The sequence below is a fragment of the Serratia sp. GW822-FHT06D09 genome (genome assembly GCF_058799515.1).
In genome coordinates this window covers 280,566-299,004 of the sequence record NZ_JBXALO010000007.1, presented here as the reverse complement: position 1 = coordinate 299,004, position 18,439 = coordinate 280,566, and the positions used below count along the sequence as shown (strand labels likewise).

Sequence of the window (18,439 nt, the reverse complement as noted above, 5' to 3'; positions counted from 1 at the left end):
AAGGGCAGCCATTGGCCACCCCATTTTTTCCCGCTTCGCCGCTTAGATAAACGAGAAGGCGTCGCCAAACATGTGCGCTTCCAGCGCGCCACGTTCGGCACAGAAGCGTTCACGAGCGATTTTCGCCATCTCGAAACGACCGGCAATATAAATGTCGTGCTCCGCCAGCGTACCGAAATCCTGCAATACCGCACTGAGCACCGTGCCGCTGCGGCCACGCCACTCTTCTTCCGGTTGTTCAACCACCGGAATGACTTTCAGGTTCGGATGCTGCACTGACAGCGCTTCCAGCTCGCTCAAATCATACAGGTGCTTGAGCTCGCGCCCGCCCCAATAGATAGAGATATCGCGGTCAGGCTGCTGCTCGAGTGCGGCCAACAGAATCGAGCGCGCATATGAGAAGCCGGTGCCGCCGGCGATCAACACCAGTGGACGGCTGCCCTCTTCACGCAGCCAGGCGTCACCGTGCGGAATATCAACGGTAATCGCCTGCTCTTTCAGAATGCGATCCATCACTGCCATGGCGTACAGATTCAGTTCCGAAGCACCGATATGCAGTTCAATATAATCCTGCTCTGTCGGGGTCGATGCCAGCGAGAACGGACGCTTGTCGCGCTCATCCATCACCACCATCAGATACTGCCCTGCCTTGAAAGAAAACGGCGCCTCTGGCACCAAACGTACCCGGTAAACCGTATCGGTAATGGCCTCTACGGAGGTCACTTTACAGCTCAATATTGTCATGCGTTCCCTCTGTCGGGTCATCAATGCAAAACTGAGAACAGAGCCTGACATACCCTTCATATTTGAAGCTGCATCTTTGTTGGCTTTTCTCGCTTACCCCAGTCACTTACTCAAGTAAGCTCTTGGGGTGCGCTGCGTTGCCGCCGCAATGCAACTCCAATTATTTTGGGTACATTATAATGTCGGTTCTCTGTCACTGAAAATTGCGAGCTCATCCCAGATGTCATCGATGCGCGCACGCACCTTTTCATCCATCTCAATCGGACGGCCCCATTCGCGCTCGGTTTCACCCGGCCATTTATTGGTGGCATCCAGCCCCATCTTCGAACCCAAACCGGAAACCGGTGAGGCGAAGTCCAGATAATCGATCGGCGTATTCTCCACCATCACGGTATCCCTTGCCGGATCCATTCTGGTGGTAATCGCCCAAATCACATCATTCCAGTCACGCGCATTGACGTCATCGTCGCAGACGATAACAAACTTGGTGTACATAAATTGACGCAGGAACGACCAGACGCCCATCATTACGCGTTTAGCATGACCAGCATACTGTTTCTTGATGGTCACCACCGCCAAACGATAAGAACAGCCTTCGGGCGGCAGATAGAAATCGACAATTTCCGGGAACTGCTTTTGCAGAATGGGAACGAAGACTTCGTTCAGCGCCACGCCCAGCACCGCAGGCTCATCCGGCGGACGGCCGGTGTAGGTCGAGTGGTAAATGGCATCGCGACGCTGGGTGATGTGAGTGATGGTAAATACCGGGAAGTGGTCGATCTCGTTGTAGTAACCGGTGTGATCGCCATACGGGCCTTCCGGCGCCATTTCACCCGGTTCAATGTAGCCTTCCAACACGATTTCCGCGCTGGCCGGCACTTCCAAATCGCAGGAGAGGCACTTGACCACTTCGGTTTTGTTGCCGCGCAGCAGCCCGGCAAAAGCATATTCAGACAGGGTATCCGGTACCGGCGTCACCGCGCCGAGGATAGTGGCGGGATCTGCCCCTAATGCCACCGCAACCGGGAAACGCTCACCAGGGTGCGCCTGACACCATTCCTGATAATCCAACGCGCCGCCACGGTGGGACAGCCAACGCATGATCACTTTATTTTTGCTCAGCACCTGCTGGCGATAGATGCCCAGATTCTGGCGCTCTTTTTGCGGCCCGCGGGTTACCGTCAGCCCCCAGGTGATCAGCGGAGCAGCGTCTTCCGGCCAGCAGTGCATCACCGGGATACGGCTGAGATCAACGTCATCGCCCTGCCATACTTGTTCCTGACAAGGGGCTGAACCCAACACCTTGGTCGGCATGTTCAACACTTGTTTGAACTTCGGCAGTTTGTCGAACAGATCGCGAAAGCCCTTCGGCGGCTCTGGCTCTTTGAGGAACGCCAGCAATTTGCCGACCTCGCGCAACGAGCTGACATCTTCCTGGCCCATGCCCATCGCAACGCGGTTGGCGGTACCGAACAGATTGCACAACACCGGCATATCGTACCCTTTAGGGTTTTCGAACAGCAGTGCAGGGCCGCCCGCACGTAAAGTACGATCGGCAATTTCTGTCATTTCCAGATAGGGATCAATCGGCTGGCTGATGCGTTTTAGTTCCCCTCTCTTTTCCAGCAACGAGAGGAAATCGCGTAAGTCACGGTATTTCATGCTGATCATTATAACGGCCAGTGAGGAGGGCATTATAAGCCCTCTTCACAGTTGTTGCTGCACTTTTGTTAAACACCGGTAAAGACATCGTCGGCGTTAGTGGCAGGTAAAGGGCACCAGCGGACGCAATGCCCGGGTATCGCGATATTCCTGAGTTTCCACACCGTGGCGGAACACCTTGAAACCTTGATCTCTGGCGCTAAAGTAACGCAGATCATTACCCTCAACGTGCAACAGGCTGCCCTCGCGCAGCGCCACCACGGATTCGCTCGGATTAACCGCGCAGAACTCGGCCAGGCGTTCATCACGGGTTTCCCCCATGTGGCCGCTAATATGGGCGTCGATGTAATGCGGGTTAATCTGCACCGGGAACAGGCTCAGTGCCGGCAGTACGACGCTGTTACGCACCGGCATATCATTGGTGGTGCGAATACTTGGTGTGGCAACGTTACACCCGGCGCTCCACCCCACGTAGGGCACGCTACGTTCACGAACCGCCCGTTGAATCGGGACGATTAGCCCGTTTTCATGCAGCATCTGGTTCAGCATCCAGGTATTGCCGCCGCTGACCAAAATGCATTCTGCCTGTTCAATCGCCGCCGCGGGAGAGTCGGCGTGGTGAATACTGGTAACCTTGATGCCGAGAATTTTCGCCAGTTCCTGTGCACGCTGATCGTAATCGCTGCGGATCATGGCATAGGGGATAAATACGGCGGACGTAATGCCACGGCGCGCGATCATCGCCAGCAAGTGGCTCTTGGCATAACCCAGCAGCTCATCCTCACCGGACAGCTTGCCGTTGCTCAACAAAAATAACTCCATTTTTCCCCCTCAATCGAAAACGATGAATAACGTCACACCCGACGAAAGCAGCACAAGGCATACTCCGACGGTAACAAATTTTTAGCCCTCTGTTATACCCAAGCCGTGCGAATAAGTGTGTGACCCCTCGCTAATTGCCAACGATTCATGCAGATAGCGGCCGTTACAAGCTGAAACTTGCATCACTATGTATCCGTAATGGCTTTTGATATGCTTACCGGCTGACAGAAAGGCATGTGAAATTATGGAATCTTGGTACCTACTGTATTGCAAGCGCGGCCAACTTTTACGGGCGCAGGACCATTTGGAACGGCAGGAAGTGAACTGCCTGAGTCCGATCATAACGCTGGAAAAGATCGTACGCGGTAAACGCATTGCGGTCAGCGAACCCCTGTTTCCGAACTACCTGTTTGTGAAGTTCGATCCGGAGCGCATCCACACCACCACCATCAGTGCAACTCGTGGTGTCAGCCACTTTGTACGCTTTGGTTCAACGCCGACCACTATCCCGCAGAAAGTCATCGAAGAGCTGCAGACGCATACCGGTGAAACCTACGTCGATCCGGAAACGCCACAGCCGGGTGATAGCGTGTTAATCGTCGATGGCGTGTTCGAAGGGCTGAAGGCGATTTACACCGAGCCGGACGGCGAAGCCCGTTCGATGCTGCTGCTGAACCTGATCAACAAGCAGGTCAGCCAAAGCGTGGATAACCGGCAATTCCAAAAACTGTAATGCAAAAAGGCGCCCAGGGCGCCTTTTACATAGATGACTTACGCCTTAGCGCTGCATCGCTTCGTCATGCATCCACTGAGCGACTCGCTTGGCGAAGTAGGTCAGTACGCCATCGGCGCCGGCACGCTTAAAGCACATCAGCGATTCCATCACCGCCGGTTGCTCCTGCAACCAACCGTTTTGAATCGCCGCCATGTGCATCGCATACTCACCGGAAACCTGATAGGCGAAAGTCGGCACGCCAAAGGTATCCTTCACCCGACGCACTACATCGAGATACGGCATACCAGGCTTCACCATCACCATATCCGCGCCTTCCTGCAGATCCTGTGCGATCTCCTGCAGCGCTTCGTCGCTGTTGGCCGGGTCCATCTGATAGGTTTTCTTGTTGCCGCCTTTCAGATTACCGCTGGAACCGAGCGCATCGCGGAACGGGCCATAGTAGCAAGACGCATATTTGGCGGAGTAAGCCATGATTTGAGTATTCACCAGACCCTGATGTTCCAGGCGATCGCGGATCGCGCCGATACGGCCGTCCATCATGTCACTCGGTGCCACGATCTCTGCCCCGGCTTCCGCGTGAGACAGCGCCTGACGAACCAGGATCTCTTTGGTGATGTCGTTAATGACATAACCTTGTTCGTCAATAACGCCGTCCTGACCGTGAGTGGTGTAGGGATCGAGCGCCACATCCGTCAGAATACCCAGCTCAGGCACCGCGTCTTTCAGTGCACGCACCGTACGCTGTACCAGACCTTCCGGGTTATAAGCTTCTTCCGCATGCAGTGACTTCAGGCCAGGTTCAATCACCGGGAACAGGGAGATCACCGGCACGCCAAGCTTGGCGATGGCTTCCGCTTCTTTGATCAGCAGATCGATGCTCATGCGCGATACGCCGGGCATCGATGCCACCGCTTCCTGACGGTTACTGCCTTCCATGACAAATACCGGATAAATCAGGTCGTTAACCGTCAGTTGGTTCTCGGCCACCAGGCGGCGGCTGAAATCGTGACGGCGCACACGGCGCATACGGCGACCCGGGAAGGTACCCGGAAATGCATAGCTCATAGTTTTCTCCTAACTCATTCCAGCCGGAATAGCCGGCGGGCGTTCTCATCGGTTTTCTGCCCCAGCCATTCGGGATCTTCTTGTCGCCAGGTAGCCACCTGCCGGACGATATGAGGCAAAAAACAGGGTTCGTTGCGGCGAGATGCAGGTTTCGGATGTAAATCCCGGGGCAACAGATAGGGTGCGTCGGTTTCCAACAACAGACGTTCGGCCGGGATCTGCGGCAGCAATGCACGCAACTCCAGGCCACGTCGCTCATCACAGACCCAACCGGTAATCCCGATCGACAGGCCCAGCGACAAGCAACTTTCTAATTCTTCGGCGGTGCCGGTAAAACAGTGCACTACCGCCGCGGGCAGTTTATCCAACCACGGCGTCAACAGTGCGGCAAAACGTGCGTGCGCATCACGGCAGTGAAGAAAAACCGGCATCTCCAGCTCCGCCGCCAGCGCCAGTTGGGTGCTGAATGCCCTCTCCTGCTGCTCTGGGGTAGAAAAGTTACGGTTAAAGTCCAGCCCGCATTCACCTATCGCTACGACCTGCGGCTGCGAGGCCAACTCGCGGATCCGCTCCGCGGTCTGCTCATTCCAACTGCTGGCCTGATGGGGATGCACACCGGCGGTGGACCAGCAATAACCAGGATGCTGCTGCGCCAGTTCACAGGCAACCTGGCTTTCCTGCAAATCAGTACCGGTAATCAATAGCCCTGTCACGCCTGCGGTTCGTGCGCGATCCAGCACCGCTGGGCCGTCTTTGGCAAACTGTGAACTGGTGAGGTTTACGCCAATATCAAACATGGTTTTCCCAATGCAAAAGCCGCCCATCGGGCGGCTCAGGAGCAAACAAATTTAAGGTGTCGGGGGTTCGTCACCCTCGTCTTCTTCTTCCGGCTGCGGACGACGTTTACCGGTGTAGAAACGAGCAAAGAACACGCCCACTTCAAACAACAGATACATCGGAATGGCCAGCAGGGTTTGCGAGAACACATCCGGCGGGGTCAGAAGCATGCCGACCACGAAAGCCCCGACCAGAACGTAAGGACGTTTCTTTTTCAGATCTTCCGGTGACGTGACGCCACTCCAGCACAGCAAAATAATGGCAACCGGCACCTCAAACGCCACGCCAAACGCCATAAACAGCGCCATGACGAAGTCGAGATAGTTATTGATGTCGGTGGCAATCATCACCCCGGCCGGCGCGGTTTTGGCAAAAAAGCCGAACGCCAGCGGGAAGACGATAAAGTAGGCAAAGGCCATGCCGAGATAAAACAGCAGGCTGCTGGAGACCAGTAAAGGCATCATCAGACGGCGTTCATGCTTATACAACGCCGGCGCAATGAAGGACCAGACCTGGTACAAGATAACCGGTGCGGACACGAACACCGAGACGATCATCGTCAATTTGATCGGGGTAAAGAACGGTGAGGCCACGTCTGTGGCGATCATGCTCGCCCCGGCAGGCAACTGCTTGATCAGCGGCGCGGACACCAGTTGATAAATATCATTGGCGAAAAAAACCAGCACCAGGAAAATCGCCAGTATGCTGATAATCGAGTTTAACAACCGCTTACGCAGTTCTATCAGATGACTGATAAGGGGTTGGGTATCTTCAACAGCCATGTTTTAACGATCGCCACTAGGTTGGTGAGACGCTGGGGTTTTATCCACAACAGGTTCTGGGGTTGCCTGAACAGCCGGCTCGACCGGTTGTTTCACCGGTGCAATGACCGGCTGCGCAGCCTGCGGCGTTGCCGTTACAACCGGCTCCGGCACTGCAGCCGGAGAGGATGCTACGGCCGCGGCTTCCGCCGGCGTCACGCCGTCATGAATGGCTTCCGGGTCTGTGACCAGAGGGTTATGGATGGTGTGCGTAGGTTCGGTTTTGGTGCCACTGTCGCCCTGATAAGAGCGTTTCAGCGATTCCGCAGCGTCTTTCAGCTCATCCATTGACGCCTTCAGCTCCGGCGACAAATTCTGCATGCCGGCCTTCTCTACCTTTTTCAGGCTGTCCTGCAGTTCCTGCAGCTTCAGTTCCTGAGAAAGTTCGTTCTGCACCGAAGCCGCAAGCGAACGCAGCGCGCGGATCCAGCCCGAAACTGTTCTTACCGCTACCGGCAACCGTTCTGGCCCAAGTACCACCAGGCCAATCACCAGAACCAGCAGCAGTTCACTAAACCCAATGTCAAACACGGTTTATACCTGCTCTTTGTTCTTCGACTCTTCCGCTTTCACTTCCGGCTGCTTATCGGTAATAGGCTTGGCCGTGAAGTCAGCGTCATCCAGGCTGCTTTTCTCAGCCGTGTTGGTCGGCGGCGTGTTGTCATCGCCGATCGCCTTTTTGAAGCCCTTGATTGATGCACCGAGATCAGACCCCAGAGTACGGAGTTTTTTGGTACCAAACAGCAGCACCACGATCACTGCGATGATCAACAATTGCGTAATACTAATACCGCCCATTGCAATTACCTCTATTTTTACAGGGTTTTTTCAAAATCCGTCGCATTATACGGCAGATTTTACCAGAGTTTCGAATCAATTCAGGTGGTTCGCTTCCAGCCAATCACCCAGGATACGATGCCGGCTGCCATCAGCCATGCGGGAAACACTTTGACGTCCCCCAACAGCAAAATCGTACCGCTTACTAACAGTGTAGCGCCAACGCCGAACAAATAACGTGATTGCCCTTGGCGAACGCGCTGAGCCTGCATCTGGTTGGTGAGCTTATCAACGCTTTGTTGCAACAGCTTATGTTGCTGCAGGCTATCGTAAAATAATTCAGGCAGTTCGGGCAGTTTCTCCGCCCAAAACGGCGCTTTTTCTTTCAGTGCGCGGATCACCGCCGGAATACCGACCTGATCGCGCATCCAACTTTCCAGGAAAGGCTTGGCGGTAGTCCACAGATCCAACTGCGGATAGAGCTGGCGTCCCAGACCTTCAACATACAGCAAGGTCTTCTGCAATAACACCAGTTGGGGTTGTACTTCCATATTGAAACGGCGCGCGGTGTTGAACAGGTTTAACAAGACGTTGCCGAACGAAATTTCCGACAGGGGTTTTTCGAAAATAGGCTCGCACACGGTGCGGATAGCGAACTCGAAATCCTCCACGTTGGTGTCGCGTGGCACCCAGCCTGAATCAACATGCAACTCTGCCACCTTACGGTAGTCGCGATTGAAGAAGGCGATAAAGTTTTCCGCCAGATAGCGCTTATCATCTTTGTTCAGCGAACCGACAATACCGCAGTCAATGCCGATATAGCAGGGATCTTCAGGATGCTCATAGCTGACAAAGATATTGCCGGGATGCATGTCCGCATGGAAGAAGCTGTCGCGGAAGACCTGGGTAAAGAACACCTGTACCCCGCGTTCGGCCAACAATTTCATGTTGGTGCCCTGCTTCTCCAGTGTCGGAATATCCGAAACCGGAATGCCGTAGATCCGCTCCATCACCAGCACGCTTTCGCGGCAGTAATCGGAATAAACCTCGGGCACATACAGCATCGGGCTGCCGTCGAAATTACGGCGCAGTTGAATGGCGTTGGCCGCTTCGCGCAACAGGTTCAGTTCATCCAGCAAGGTCTTTTCATATTCGCGCACCACTTCACGCGGGCGCAAACGGCGACCGTCCGGCATCAGTTTTGGCACCCAGGCCGCCAGGCGATACATCAGGCGAACGTCGGCCTTGATGATCGGCCCGATATCCGGCCGGATCACCTTCAGCACCACTTCCTGCCCGGTGGTTTTCAGCCGTGCGGTATGGACCTGAGCTATGGATGCCGAAGCAAGCGCCTGTTGGTCAAAATCATCGAACCAGGTTTCCAGTGGGCCGCCCATCGCCAATTCGATATGCTTGCGCGCCAGGGCGCCGTCGAAGGGGGCAACCCTGTCCTGCAGCAACGTCAGTTGATCGGCAATCTGTGGCGGGAACAGGTCACGACGGGTAGACATCATCTGACCAAACTTAATCCATACCGGCCCCAGTTCCTGCAAGGCCAGCCGCAGACGCTCCCCCAGCGGTTTATCCGCGTGGCGGTTTGGCATCCAAAACAGCAGACGTCGGCCAAAGCGCAACGGCAGCGTCAAACGCATCTTGGGGATCAGTTCATCCAGGCCATAACTGAGGAAAACGCGGACGATCAAATACAGGCGGCGTAGTTCGCCAGGGGTCATCGTTTACCCTCCAACTTGTCCATGCGAGCAATCAGCGCTTCGGCACTGCGAACGGTGGCGTCAACTTCTTCGTTAAACCACACCACTTCCAGCGGGCCAGGAGCCACACGCCACTCTTCCGTCAGGGTTTCGGCCACGTAATGCTGTTGACGCTGCAAGCCTTTCTTCAGCAAATTCGCGCCCTTGCCGAACGCCTGAGTGACGCCTTGTGCGGCAATATCGCCGATATAAGGCGCCAGCCATTCCGCCGGATCCCACTCAGCCAGATCAAGCAGGCCAACCAACTGCTGTACCACCTGAATATCACCTTCAACAATCAGCTCGCCACTGCGCATCAAGGGCGAAAGCTGTTGGCGGTCCCGCAGTTTCAACAGTACCGATATGCGGCTGCGCACCGTGCAGTCGGCGGTATCGTCAGACTGACCAAGCACATCGACTCGCTGCTCACTGAAGATCAGTACCAACGGCGAAGCAAGCTCCTGCAACTCTATGCGCAGCACCTTGCCAGCCAGGCGAAGACGGGCTGCCTTCATGCTGCGATCGCGGAACAGCAGGCTATTGAGCGATGTTTCCAGCACGCCGGTCAACAAAGGGGTTAGCAGCATCGGCATGTCCATATCAGAATTTGAAGCCGCGATGCAGGGCAACAATACCGCCGGTCAGGTTAAAATAGGTCACGTTGTCAAACCCGGCTGCGCCCATCATGCCCTTCAGCGTTTCCTGATCGGGATGCATGCGGATCGACTCAGCGAGGTAACGGTAGCTTTCTGGATCCTTCACCACCAGTTCGCCGATTTTCGGCAACACGTGGAAAGAATAAGCGTCGTAAGCCTTGCTCAGCGGGGCTAGCAAGGGTTTGGAGAACTCCAGCACCAACAAACGGCCACCCGGTTTCAACACGCGGAACATGGAGCGCAGTGCCTTGTCTTTGTCGGTGACGTTGCGCAGACCGAAGGAGATAGTGATGCAGTCAAAATAGTTGTCCGGGAACGGCAGCGCTTCGGCGTTGGCCTGCACATAGCTGACGTTGCCGACAATGCCGCGGTCCCGCAGCTTCTCGCGCCCCATTTTCAGCATGGAATCGTTGATGTCCGCCAGCACCACCTGCCCCTGCTCACCGACCATGCGGGAGAACTTGGCGGCCAGATCACCAGTACCACCGGCCAGATCCAACACACGCTGCCCACGGCGCACGCCGCTGCAGTCAATGGTAAAACGCTTCCAGATACGGTGGATACCAAACGACATCAGGTCGTTCATCACGTCATACTTTGCCGCTACCGAATGAAAAACGTCTGCCACCATGGCCTGCTTTTCGTCTCGAGCTACGGTGCGAAAACCGAAATCGGTGGTTTCCTGCGGTTGATCTGCCATTGTCCTGCCTGCTATTCAGTCAATTTAGTGTGGTTGAGTGTACCAGAACCCCACGAAATACCCCACCTCGCCGCGGCTGTCATGCCTGCGATGCGGAGCGTGGTTGCTCTGCGGCGTCGTCATCCTCCGCCCCCGGCAGCGCGTCAATATCATCTTCGCCCGCTGCCTCGAATTCTTCGTCATGCTGTGCGCTGGCCTGCTGGGCCAGCAGCGGGTTGATAGGTCTTTTCACCTCAACCCCCAGCGCGCGGAACCCCTCGGTCTGGCCGATAAGATTACCACGGCCTTCACTCAGTTTGTTCATCGCCTGGCGATAACTCCCCTGAGCCTTGTCCAGGCTCTGCCCAAGCGCCGACATGTCGTCAACGAACAACCGCATTTTGTCATACAGCCGCGCAGCCCGGTCGGCAATGCGTTGAGCATTCTGGCTCTGATGTTCATAGCGCCACAGGTTGGTGATGGTGCGCAGGGCGACCAGCAAGGTGGTTGGGCTCACCAGCATAATGTTGTGCTTGAGCGCTTCGCTAATCAATTCCGGCTCACGGTCTATGGCCAAAAGGAAAGCCGGCTCCACCGGTATAAACATCAACACGTAGTCCAGTGAACGCAGGCCGGGCAACTGCTGATAATCCTTACGACCCAGCAGACGAATATGGCCACGTAGCGAGGCAATATGCTCACTCAGCGCCGCCTCACGCTCCACTTCATCTTCGCTGTTGAAGTAACGCTCATAGGCCACCAGCGACATTTTTGCATCGATCACCACGTCCTTACCCTGCGGCAGGCGCACGATAACGTCGGGCTGCATCCGACTCTGATGGTCCAGCCGCACGTTGACCTGCGTTTCGTATTCGTGCCCTTCCCGCAGGCCAGAGGCCTCCAGCACCCGACTTAATACCACCTCGCCCCAATTGCCCTGGGTTTTATTATCCCCTTTCAGGGCCTTGGTCAGGTTAATAGCCTCACGCGCCATTTGCGCATTAAGCTGCTGCAGGTTGCGTATTTCGTGGGTCAGCGTATGACGTTCGCGAGCTTCCTGGCCAAAACTGTCCTGCACCTGGCGGCGAAAACCGTCCAGTTGCTCACGCAACGGCAACAGCAGGCGATCCAGACTTTGCTTATTTTGCTCATCCACCTTGCGACCGCTGTGTTCAAAAATGCGGTTGGCCAAATTTTCAAACTGGGTGGTGAGACGCTGCTCGCTGTTGATCAACAGGCGCTGCTTCTCTTCCGCCGCCATACGGGTTTCCTCCAGACGGATGGTCACCTCACGCAGCTCGGCTTCCTGGGCGCTGTTCACTTCACGCTGGGCACGCAGTTCCTGGTTCAACAATTCGCACTCGTTGCGCCAGTGATTAAGCTGCTGAAGCTTTTCGTGCCCGGCAGCCAGTTGGCTGTGCAAATTGCGCAGCTCCAAATCGTTCTGCCGCATTTGCTGTTCATTGCGCAGGAGCATCTCTTGCCGGGCTGCCGTTTCCTGCTGCGCCTGTTGCAGCGATTGTTCCAGCAGCCGCAGCTCGGTTTCATGCTGCGCATGGGACTGCTGCACCCTCAGGCTGGCGATTAACCAGCCCAACAGCAGGCCTACCGTCACCCCGCCTATACCGTAAACCAAACTGGTATCCACCCTGCCTCCTGTTACACCTGACCGTTCCGGCGTTTTATCCGCCCGCTGCCCGTCACGTTAAGGGGATGCTGTATGGATGTCCAGCCTGATTTCGTCCCGACGGCGCATTATTGCGAACCGCTGCGCAAGTCAGGCAAAGATTAGCCAAACCACTGGCTTAACCACTTGATGCCAAACGCCCCCGGCGCGAGAATGCCGAACGCCCAGATCATCGCCGAAGTAATATTCGCCACCTGAAAATAACGCTGGGGCATACCGCAAATGCCACCAACCAGCGGGACCACGGCCCGCAACGGACCAAAGAAACGGCCAATGAAAATGCCCAGCACGCCCCAGCGCTCAAAAAATGCATGGCCGCGCGTCAGCAACTGCGGATTACGCGATAGCGGCCACATGTGCGCCACGCGATCTTGATAGTGGTAGCCAATCCAGTAAGAAAGCCAGTCACCAAAGAAAGCGCCCGCAGCGGCGGCGGCCCAGATAGGCCAAAAGGCAATGCCGCTTTCGCCAATCAGCGCACCCAGCGCCAGCAAGATCACCGTGGCCGGCAACAGCAGCGACAGGAACGCCAGCGATTCGCCAAACGCCAGGAAGAAGATAATCGGGATGGCCCAGCCTTCGTGCTGACGCACGGTCTCGCTGATCCAGTGGATAATGTCATTGAGGCTCAATACGGGCTCCTGATGCGGGATTTACTGCCCCAAGGATACGCAATGCCAGCCGGCGTCGGTTAAACCCCGGCTAAACATCCACGCGGTTTACTCGAGGTAGAACGCCTGTAGCGCTGCTCGCTGGCTTTGCCCCAGCCCGTATTCCGCCTCCAGCCAACGGTCGGTGGAACCGTATTGGTCACGGATGCAACCCAGGGCAGTCATCAGGAACTCTTCTCGGGCGCTAAGCACATAGGCAAACTGCCCCAATGCCGAGTCACTTAAACGAATCGACAGTTGATCCAACATTTGTTCACGGAAGGTCGCCAACGTGGTTTCTGTCAGCAGGTAATCTTCCACCACCGTCGCCTCATCGGCACCCAGTGCGAACAATACCAACGCCGATCCGACCCCCGTGCGGTCCTTACCGACTGCACAGTGCTGGACGATAGCACCGTTATCGGTATGGCTCAGCAACTGAGTCAACTGTTGGTAGGCCGGATTGCCGAACGGCAGTCGGCGATATAACTCCAGCATAAACGCCCGCGCATCAAAACCGGCCAGCGTTTCGCTGGTCAGTTTTTCCAGGTTGGCATTAACCTCATTGCTCAACGGGTTGGCAGGAAAATGATGGTAATCCGCGCCCTGCCACAGGATATCGGGCTTGGCCTGCACTTCATCGGGATCGCGGTAATCCAGGACTGAACGCACCGGTACGCCGGCCAGGAAAGCGCAGTCGTTTTCCGTCAGGCGCTCCAGCGACCCGGAACGGAACAGTAATCCTCGCTTGATGCGACGGCCATTAGCAACGCTGTTACCACCGAGATCGCGAAAGTTAATGCCGCCATCAAGCGGTGCCAATGAAGGATGAAGCAGGATCTGGGCGGTCATAGACGTCCTCGTGTTTATTGTCTGATAAAACGCAACCTGAGAGCCAAGGTAAAACCGGGCTCAACGGGTCAAAGAGGTGGCCAGTAAGATGGCGCTGATGATAATAACCGTAACAGATTACGGCTGAATGGAAAAACGGACCGCGTGGCGGCCCGTTGAATTGCGGAGGGATTACAGCAGGCGACGCGCCGCATCAACCACGATCTGCACCGCTTTGCTCTCGGTGTTTTTCATGGTTTCCGCGTTGGGAATTTCCTGCTGGGTACGGTTAACGATCACACCGGCAACCATACCGGCACGCAGGCCCTGGCTGGCACACATGGTCAGCAGCGTGGCGGATTCCATTTCATAGTTCATCACGCCCATCGATTGCCATTCTTCCATCGAGCCTTTGAAACGGCTAACGACGCGCCCGGAGAAGGTATCGTAACGTTCCTGGCCTGGATAGAAGGTGTCAGAAGACGCAGTTACGCCGATGTGCGTGGTCGCGCCTGCTGCCTTGGCAGCTTCGACCAGTGCGGTAGTACAGGCGAAGTCGGCCACCGCCGGGAACTCCATCGGCGCGAAGTGCAGGCTGGCACCGTCCAGACGAACCGCCGCGGTGGTGACCAGCACGTCACCTACATTGATGTCTGACTGGATCGCACCGGTGGTGCCGATTCGCAGGAAGGTACGAATACCCAGCTGTGCCAGCTCTTCAACCGCGATAGACGTCGAAGGACCGCCGATACCGGTGGAACAGACGATCACTGCCTTGCCGTCCAGCTCTGCACGCCAGGAGGTGAATTCACGATGGGAAGCCAGGTGCACCGGATTTTCCATCAGCTTGGCAATTTTCTCTACGCGCTGCGGATCGCCAGGAACGATGGCAAGCTGGGCCCCTTGTAAATCGTTTTTGGTCAGGCCGAGATGGAAAACGTCAGATTGAGACATACGAGACTCCTCATAGATCATGTTTATTGGGAGGAACAAAAAAGTACTCTACTGAAAATCGCCACGCAATTTCGTGACGGCAATCACTACAGACAAAGAAACAGAATGCAATCTACATAACTCTTGTGACTAAAGTCACAAAAATTAGCAAGAAGGCCCGCCTGTTGGCCCCAATAGCCACCAGTCTAGTCGACAAATCGCCCCGCCGGTTTCCCCTGCTACTTGGAGTTTATCAAGGCGATTTGCCAATAAATCCCCTATGCAGTCACAGAAAAATAGCCTTGGTTTGTCGGGGACTTAGCCCGAATAAGCGGAACTAACGCACCTTATGGTACTAATGCAGGTCAACTTGCGTAATAGCATGATAAAAAGACAATAAAAACGCGGTAAAGCCGGATATTTAATCGTTTTTTACAGACTTGACTGAAAATGCTCCACTCGATGCCAATAACGGGTAATCTTTCCTATAGTTAATCGCAGCGCTTTTCTCTATTGATTGCACGGAGACCGCAATGAAAACCGATCATGTGATGACATTAAAACAGGCCCAGGGGGGATTCACCCCGGCCGTAACCCCCCTGGCGGCTTCTACCATCCTCACCGACGAGCAGGGCATTCATACCGGGGAAACCACCATTCCTTCCCAGGGTGACAACCTGCCTGCCTATATCGCCAAACCGGCGGACCACAGCGGCCCCTTCCCGGTCGTTCTGGTGGTACAGGAGATATTTGGCGTACATGAACATATTCAGGATGTGTGCCGTCGTCTGGCGAAGCAGGGTTATCTGGCGATAGCGCCGGAACTGTACTTCCGTCAAGGGGATGCCCGGGAATACACCGATATCAGTGAACTGTTCCAGAATCTGGTGAGCAAGGTGCCGGATCGTCAGGTGCTGGCGGATCTGGATCATGCTGCCCATTGGGCAACGCGCCACGGCGGCGATGCCGGCAAGCTGGCGATTACCGGTTTCTGCTGGGGCGGGCGTATTAGCTGGCTCTATGCCGCGCACAACCCGCAGTTAAAGGCTGCGGTGGCCTGGTACGGTAGGTTGGTGGGTGAAAAAACGCTGAATTCGCCAAAACACCCGGTCGACGTTGCGACACAGCTGACGGCACCGGTGCTGGGACTTTACGGCGGCCAGGACAGCAGCATCCCGCTGGAGACGGTGGAAAGCATGCGTCAGGCGATCCGCGCGGCCAACGCCAATGCCGAGATCGTGGTGTATCCCGAGGCCGGCCATGCCTTCAATGCCGACTACCGGCCCAGCTACAACGCCGAAGCGGCAGAGGATGGCTGGCAACGTATGCTGGCTTGGTTCGCGCAGCACGGAGTGCCAGGCGTTAAATAGCCTCTCGTCTTAAGGCTGCCCGATCGGCAGTCATTTGCGATATGAAAAAGGGCGCCGAAGCGCCCAGAATAATCTACACCCAAAAGTCGCTATCAGACTTGCTGTTCACGCAGGCGCTGTGCGGCCAGCACCATGTTGGTCAGCGACTGACGGGTTTCCGGCCAGCCACGGGTTTTCAGGCCGCAGTCCGGGTTCACCCACAGACGCTCAGCCGGGATGTTCTGCGCAGCTTTGCGCAGCAGCGCTTCGATCCATTCCACGCTTGGCACGTTCGGCGAGTGGATGTCATACACGCCCGGTCCAATCTCATTCGGGTACTCAAACTCTTTGAAGGCCTCCAGCAGATCCATATCGGAACGCGAGGTTTCGATGGTGATCACGTCAGCATCCAGCGCCGCGATGGAGTCCATGATGTCGTTGAACTCGCAATAACACATGTGAGTGTGGATCTGCGTGTCGTCTTGCGCGACAGCGGCGTTCAGTTTGAAAGCCTCCACCGCCCAGTTCAGATAGGCAGCCCAGTCGGATCGACGCAGCGGCAAACCTTCGCGCAGTGCAGGCTCATCAATCTGGATAATGCCGATACCGGCTTTTTCCAGATCTTCCACTTCGTCGCGCAGCGCCAGGGCAATCTGTTTGGCGATCACTTCGCGGGTCACGTCTTCACGCGGGAACGACCAGCAGAGAATGGTGACCGGACCGGTCAGCATGCCTTTTACCGGCTTGTCGGTCAGCGACTGAGCATACTTCGCCCACTCGACGGTAATGGCTTCAGGGCGACTGATATCGCCAATGATCACCGGCGGTTTTACGCAGCGGGAACCGTAGCTCTGTACCCAGCCGTTTTGAGTGAACACGAAGCCGTCGAGGTTTTCACCGAAATATTCCACCATGTCGTTACGCTCGGCTTCGCCGTGCACCAACACGTCCAGCCCCAGGCGTTCTTGTTCAACAATCGCCTGTTTGATGTGTTCGCTAATACTGGTGCGGTAGTTATTGCCGTCCAAACGCCCCTGCTTGAAGTCCAGACGCAGGCCGCGAATTTCCGTGGTTTGCGGGAAAGACCCTATCGTGGTGGTCGGCCAGGCCGGCAGGTTAAAGCGCGCACGCTGTGCCTGAGCACGCTCGGCGTAAGGGCGCTGACGTTCGCTGTCCTGCGCGGTAATCGCCGCCAGGCGTTGGCTTACCTGCGCATTATGCACGCGGCTGGACTGGCGACGAGCGCGGATTGGTGCGCTATAGGCGTCCAGTTCGGCCTGCTTTTCTGCACCCGGTGCGTTCAGCGCCGCGCTCAACAGGGCCAATTCAGTGCATTTTTGCAAAGCAAAGGCGAACCAGCTTTTCACCTCTTCGTCCAGGCGAGTTTCCACGCTCAGATCGATAGGGCTGTGCAGCAGTGAACAGGAAGTGCCGATCCACAGTGGGCGGCTGCCGACCAACGGCTGCAGGCGTTCAAACCAACTGCTCAGATCCGCACGCCAGACATTGCGACCATTGATGACGCCCAGAGACAGCAGCCACTCTGCTGGCAGCGCCTTGTTCAATGCGTCGATATCGTCATGACCGGCAACCAGATCAACGTGCAGCCCCTGAACCGGTAGCTCGCGGACGGTGTCGAGATTATGGCCCACGCTGTCGAAGTAGGTGGTCAGCAGCAGTTTTACCTGACCTTGCAGCGCTTCGTAAGCCGGCTTGAAGGCGTTCAGCCATTCCTGCGGCAATTCCAGCACCAGTGCTGGCTCGTCAATTTGTACCCACTCCACGCCGCGTTGCGCCAATTCAGCCAGCACCTGCTGGTAAACCGGCAGGATGTCTTTCAGCAGCGACAAACGGTCAAACGCTTCGCCTTTCACTTTACCCAGCCACAGATAGGTCACCGGCCCCAGCAACACCGGCTTGATTTTGTGGCCCAGAGCCAGCGCTTCGTCCACTTCTTCCAGCAGTTGGGTCCACCCCAGTTTGAACTGCTGGCCTTTGTGGAATTCAGGCACCATGTAGTGGTAGTTGGTGTTAAACCATTTGGTCATTTCTGCCGCCGCTGCCGGTTTTCCGGTTGGTGCGCGACCACGGCCGATGCGAAATAGCGTGTCCAGATCGATTGAGCCATCCGCATTCTGATGACGTGCCGGCACGTTGCCCAGCAGCAGGCTGGTGGTCAATACATGGTCGTACCAAGCGAAATCGCCGACCGGCACCAAATCCACTCCGGCCTGCTGTTGTTGTTGCCAATGGCGAGCGCGCAGCTCGCGGCCAACCGCCAGCAGTTCTTCCTGCGTTGAGTTACCAGCCCAGTAGCTTTCCTGAGCTTTTTTCAGTTCACGTCTTAGCCCAACGCGAGGAAAACCCAGTGTGTGATTTAAAATTGCCATCGTCATATTCCCCATTTAGCCGTCCAGATGTTTACACATCCATAATCCG

The 18,439-nt window shown here is 56.0% G+C and carries 18 protein-coding genes; 2 read left to right on the top strand and 16 right to left on the bottom strand.

The window, feature by feature from the left end; genetic code table 11:
- Positions 1-42: 42 nt before the first annotated feature.
- From fre to pepE, 3 genes are all read right to left on the bottom strand, one after another.
- A complete protein-coding gene (gene fre / locus AC1RKG_RS18285) occupies positions 43-744 on the bottom strand; it encodes an NAD(P)H-flavin reductase (protein WP_020824850.1) in 702 nt (233 codons plus the stop codon).
- A gap of 174 nt (positions 745-918) precedes the next feature.
- A complete protein-coding gene (gene ubiD, locus AC1RKG_RS18280; RefSeq protein WP_020824849.1) occupies positions 919-2,439 on the bottom strand; it encodes a 4-hydroxy-3-polyprenylbenzoate decarboxylase in 1,521 nt (506 codons plus the stop codon).
- Positions 2,440-2,502: 63 nt separating this feature from the next.
- Positions 2,503-3,228: a dipeptidase PepE gene (gene pepE / locus AC1RKG_RS18275; RefSeq protein WP_115057978.1), complete on the bottom strand. Its 726-nt coding sequence runs from the start codon at positions 3,226-3,228 to the stop codon at positions 2,503-2,505.
- Positions 3,229-3,472: 244 nt separating this feature from the next.
- On the opposite strand from pepE, the gene rfaH reads away from it, so the two are divergent.
- On the top strand, positions 3,473-3,961 hold the full coding sequence (gene rfaH, locus AC1RKG_RS18270; protein ID WP_020824847.1) for a transcription/translation regulatory transformer protein RfaH: 489 nt from the start codon (positions 3,473-3,475) through the stop codon (positions 3,959-3,961).
- Positions 3,962-4,006: 45 nt separating this feature from the next.
- Here rfaH and hemB read toward each other — a convergent pair whose 3' ends face one another.
- From hemB to udp, 12 genes are all read right to left on the bottom strand, one after another.
- On the bottom strand, positions 4,007-5,029 hold the full coding sequence (hemB, locus tag AC1RKG_RS18265; RefSeq protein WP_020824846.1) for a porphobilinogen synthase: 1,023 nt from the start codon (positions 5,027-5,029) through the stop codon (positions 4,007-4,009).
- Between the two features lie 14 nt (positions 5,030-5,043).
- On the bottom strand, positions 5,044-5,826 hold the full coding sequence (gene tatD / locus AC1RKG_RS18260) for a 3'-5' ssDNA/RNA exonuclease TatD (RefSeq protein WP_493183555.1): 783 nt from the start codon (positions 5,824-5,826) through the stop codon (positions 5,044-5,046).
- 51 nt (positions 5,827-5,877) lie between these two features.
- Positions 5,878-6,648, bottom strand: a complete 771-nt coding sequence (gene tatC, locus AC1RKG_RS18255; RefSeq protein ID WP_128864858.1) for a Sec-independent protein translocase subunit TatC — start codon at positions 6,646-6,648, stop codon at positions 5,878-5,880.
- A 3-nt stretch (positions 6,649-6,651) separates the two neighbouring features.
- Complete coding sequence (gene tatB, locus AC1RKG_RS18250; protein ID WP_493183554.1) at positions 6,652-7,218, bottom strand: Sec-independent protein translocase protein TatB; 567 nt, start codon at positions 7,216-7,218, stop codon at positions 6,652-6,654.
- A 3-nt stretch (positions 7,219-7,221) separates the two neighbouring features.
- Positions 7,222-7,485 carry a Sec-independent protein translocase subunit TatA gene (gene tatA, locus AC1RKG_RS18245; RefSeq protein ID WP_020824842.1) on the bottom strand — a complete coding sequence of 88 codons (264 nt, stop codon included), beginning with the start codon at positions 7,483-7,485 and terminating at the stop codon, positions 7,222-7,224.
- 80 nt (positions 7,486-7,565) lie between these two features.
- Positions 7,566-9,197, bottom strand: coding sequence for a ubiquinone biosynthesis regulatory protein kinase UbiB (gene ubiB, locus AC1RKG_RS18240; RefSeq protein ID WP_201895833.1), 1,632 nt, complete (start codon positions 9,195-9,197; stop codon positions 7,566-7,568).
- The gene (gene ubiJ, locus AC1RKG_RS18235; protein WP_020824840.1) at positions 9,194-9,802 is read right to left on the bottom strand and encodes a ubiquinone biosynthesis protein UbiJ; all 609 of its coding nucleotides are present in this window, start codon (positions 9,800-9,802) and stop codon (positions 9,194-9,196) included. Before ubiJ ends, ubiB begins: the two co-directional genes overlap by 4 nt.
- A 13-nt stretch (positions 9,803-9,815) precedes the next feature.
- Positions 9,816-10,571 carry a bifunctional demethylmenaquinone methyltransferase/2-methoxy-6-polyprenyl-1,4-benzoquinol methylase UbiE gene (gene ubiE, locus AC1RKG_RS18230; RefSeq protein WP_020824839.1) on the bottom strand — a complete coding sequence of 252 codons (756 nt, stop codon included), beginning with the start codon at positions 10,569-10,571 and terminating at the stop codon, positions 9,816-9,818.
- A gap of 79 nt (positions 10,572-10,650) precedes the next feature.
- Positions 10,651-12,198 carry a DNA recombination protein RmuC gene (gene rmuC / locus AC1RKG_RS18225; RefSeq protein WP_197821531.1) on the bottom strand — a complete coding sequence of 516 codons (1,548 nt, stop codon included), beginning with the start codon at positions 12,196-12,198 and terminating at the stop codon, positions 10,651-10,653.
- 140 nt (positions 12,199-12,338) lie between these two features.
- Complete coding sequence (locus AC1RKG_RS18220; RefSeq protein ID WP_020824837.1) at positions 12,339-12,869, bottom strand: DedA family protein; 531 nt, start codon at positions 12,867-12,869, stop codon at positions 12,339-12,341.
- 87 nt (positions 12,870-12,956) lie between these two features.
- Positions 12,957-13,739, bottom strand: a complete 783-nt coding sequence (locus AC1RKG_RS18215; protein ID WP_409325416.1) for a tyrosine-protein phosphatase — start codon at positions 13,737-13,739, stop codon at positions 12,957-12,959.
- Between the two features lie 171 nt (positions 13,740-13,910).
- Positions 13,911-14,672 carry a uridine phosphorylase gene (gene udp, locus AC1RKG_RS18210; RefSeq protein WP_020824835.1) on the bottom strand — a complete coding sequence of 254 codons (762 nt, stop codon included), beginning with the start codon at positions 14,670-14,672 and terminating at the stop codon, positions 13,911-13,913.
- 512 nt (positions 14,673-15,184) lie between these two features.
- Here udp and AC1RKG_RS18205 point away from each other — a divergent pair.
- Positions 15,185-16,021: a dienelactone hydrolase family protein gene (locus AC1RKG_RS18205; RefSeq protein WP_020824834.1), complete on the top strand. Its 837-nt coding sequence runs from the start codon at positions 15,185-15,187 to the stop codon at positions 16,019-16,021.
- Between the two features lie 92 nt (positions 16,022-16,113).
- Here the strand turns inward: AC1RKG_RS18205 and metE are convergent, their stop codons facing one another.
- A complete protein-coding gene (metE, locus tag AC1RKG_RS18200; RefSeq protein WP_493183553.1) occupies positions 16,114-18,405 on the bottom strand; it encodes a 5-methyltetrahydropteroyltriglutamate--homocysteine S-methyltransferase in 2,292 nt (763 codons plus the stop codon).
- Between the last annotated feature and the right edge of the window lie 34 nt (positions 18,406-18,439).

What these genes read in the sequence shown, in the direction of transcription:
- ubiD (WP_020824849.1), bottom strand. Translation starts at nt 2,439, where the DNA reads ATGCCCTCCTCACTGGCCGTTATAATGATCAGCATGAAATACCGTGAC.
- metE (WP_493183553.1), bottom strand. Translation starts at nt 18,405, where the DNA reads ATGGGGAATATGACGATGGCAATTTTAAATCACACACTGGGTTTTCCT.
- ubiJ (WP_020824840.1), bottom strand. Translation starts at nt 9,802, where the DNA reads ATGCTGCTAACCCCTTTGTTGACCGGCGTGCTGGAAACATCGCTCAAT.
- ubiE (WP_020824839.1), bottom strand. Translation starts at nt 10,571, where the DNA reads ATGGCAGATCAACCGCAGGAAACCACCGATTTCGGTTTTCGCACCGTA.
- hemB (WP_020824846.1), bottom strand. Translation starts at nt 5,029, where the DNA reads ATGAGCTATGCATTTCCGGGTACCTTCCCGGGTCGCCGTATGCGCCGT.
- tatD (WP_493183555.1), bottom strand. Translation starts at nt 5,826, where the DNA reads ATGTTTGATATTGGCGTAAACCTCACCAGTTCACAGTTTGCCAAAGAC.
- ubiB (WP_201895833.1), bottom strand. Translation starts at nt 9,197, where the DNA reads ATGACCCCTGGCGAACTACGCCGCCTGTATTTGATCGTCCGCGTTTTC.
- AC1RKG_RS18215 (WP_409325416.1), bottom strand. Translation starts at nt 13,739, where the DNA reads ATGACCGCCCAGATCCTGCTTCATCCTTCATTGGCACCGCTTGATGGC.
- AC1RKG_RS18205 (WP_020824834.1), top strand. Translation starts at nt 15,185, where the DNA reads ATGAAAACCGATCATGTGATGACATTAAAACAGGCCCAGGGGGGATTC.
- fre (WP_020824850.1), bottom strand. Translation starts at nt 744, where the DNA reads ATGACAATATTGAGCTGTAAAGTGACCTCCGTAGAGGCCATTACCGAT.
- tatA (WP_020824842.1), bottom strand. Translation starts at nt 7,485, where the DNA reads ATGGGCGGTATTAGTATTACGCAATTGTTGATCATCGCAGTGATCGTG.
- pepE (WP_115057978.1), bottom strand. Translation starts at nt 3,228, where the DNA reads ATGGAGTTATTTTTGTTGAGCAACGGCAAGCTGTCCGGTGAGGATGAG.
- tatC (WP_128864858.1), bottom strand. Translation starts at nt 6,648, where the DNA reads ATGGCTGTTGAAGATACCCAACCCCTTATCAGTCATCTGATAGAACTG.
- rfaH (WP_020824847.1), top strand. Translation starts at nt 3,473, where the DNA reads ATGGAATCTTGGTACCTACTGTATTGCAAGCGCGGCCAACTTTTACGG.
- udp (WP_020824835.1), bottom strand. Translation starts at nt 14,672, where the DNA reads ATGTCTCAATCTGACGTTTTCCATCTCGGCCTGACCAAAAACGATTTA.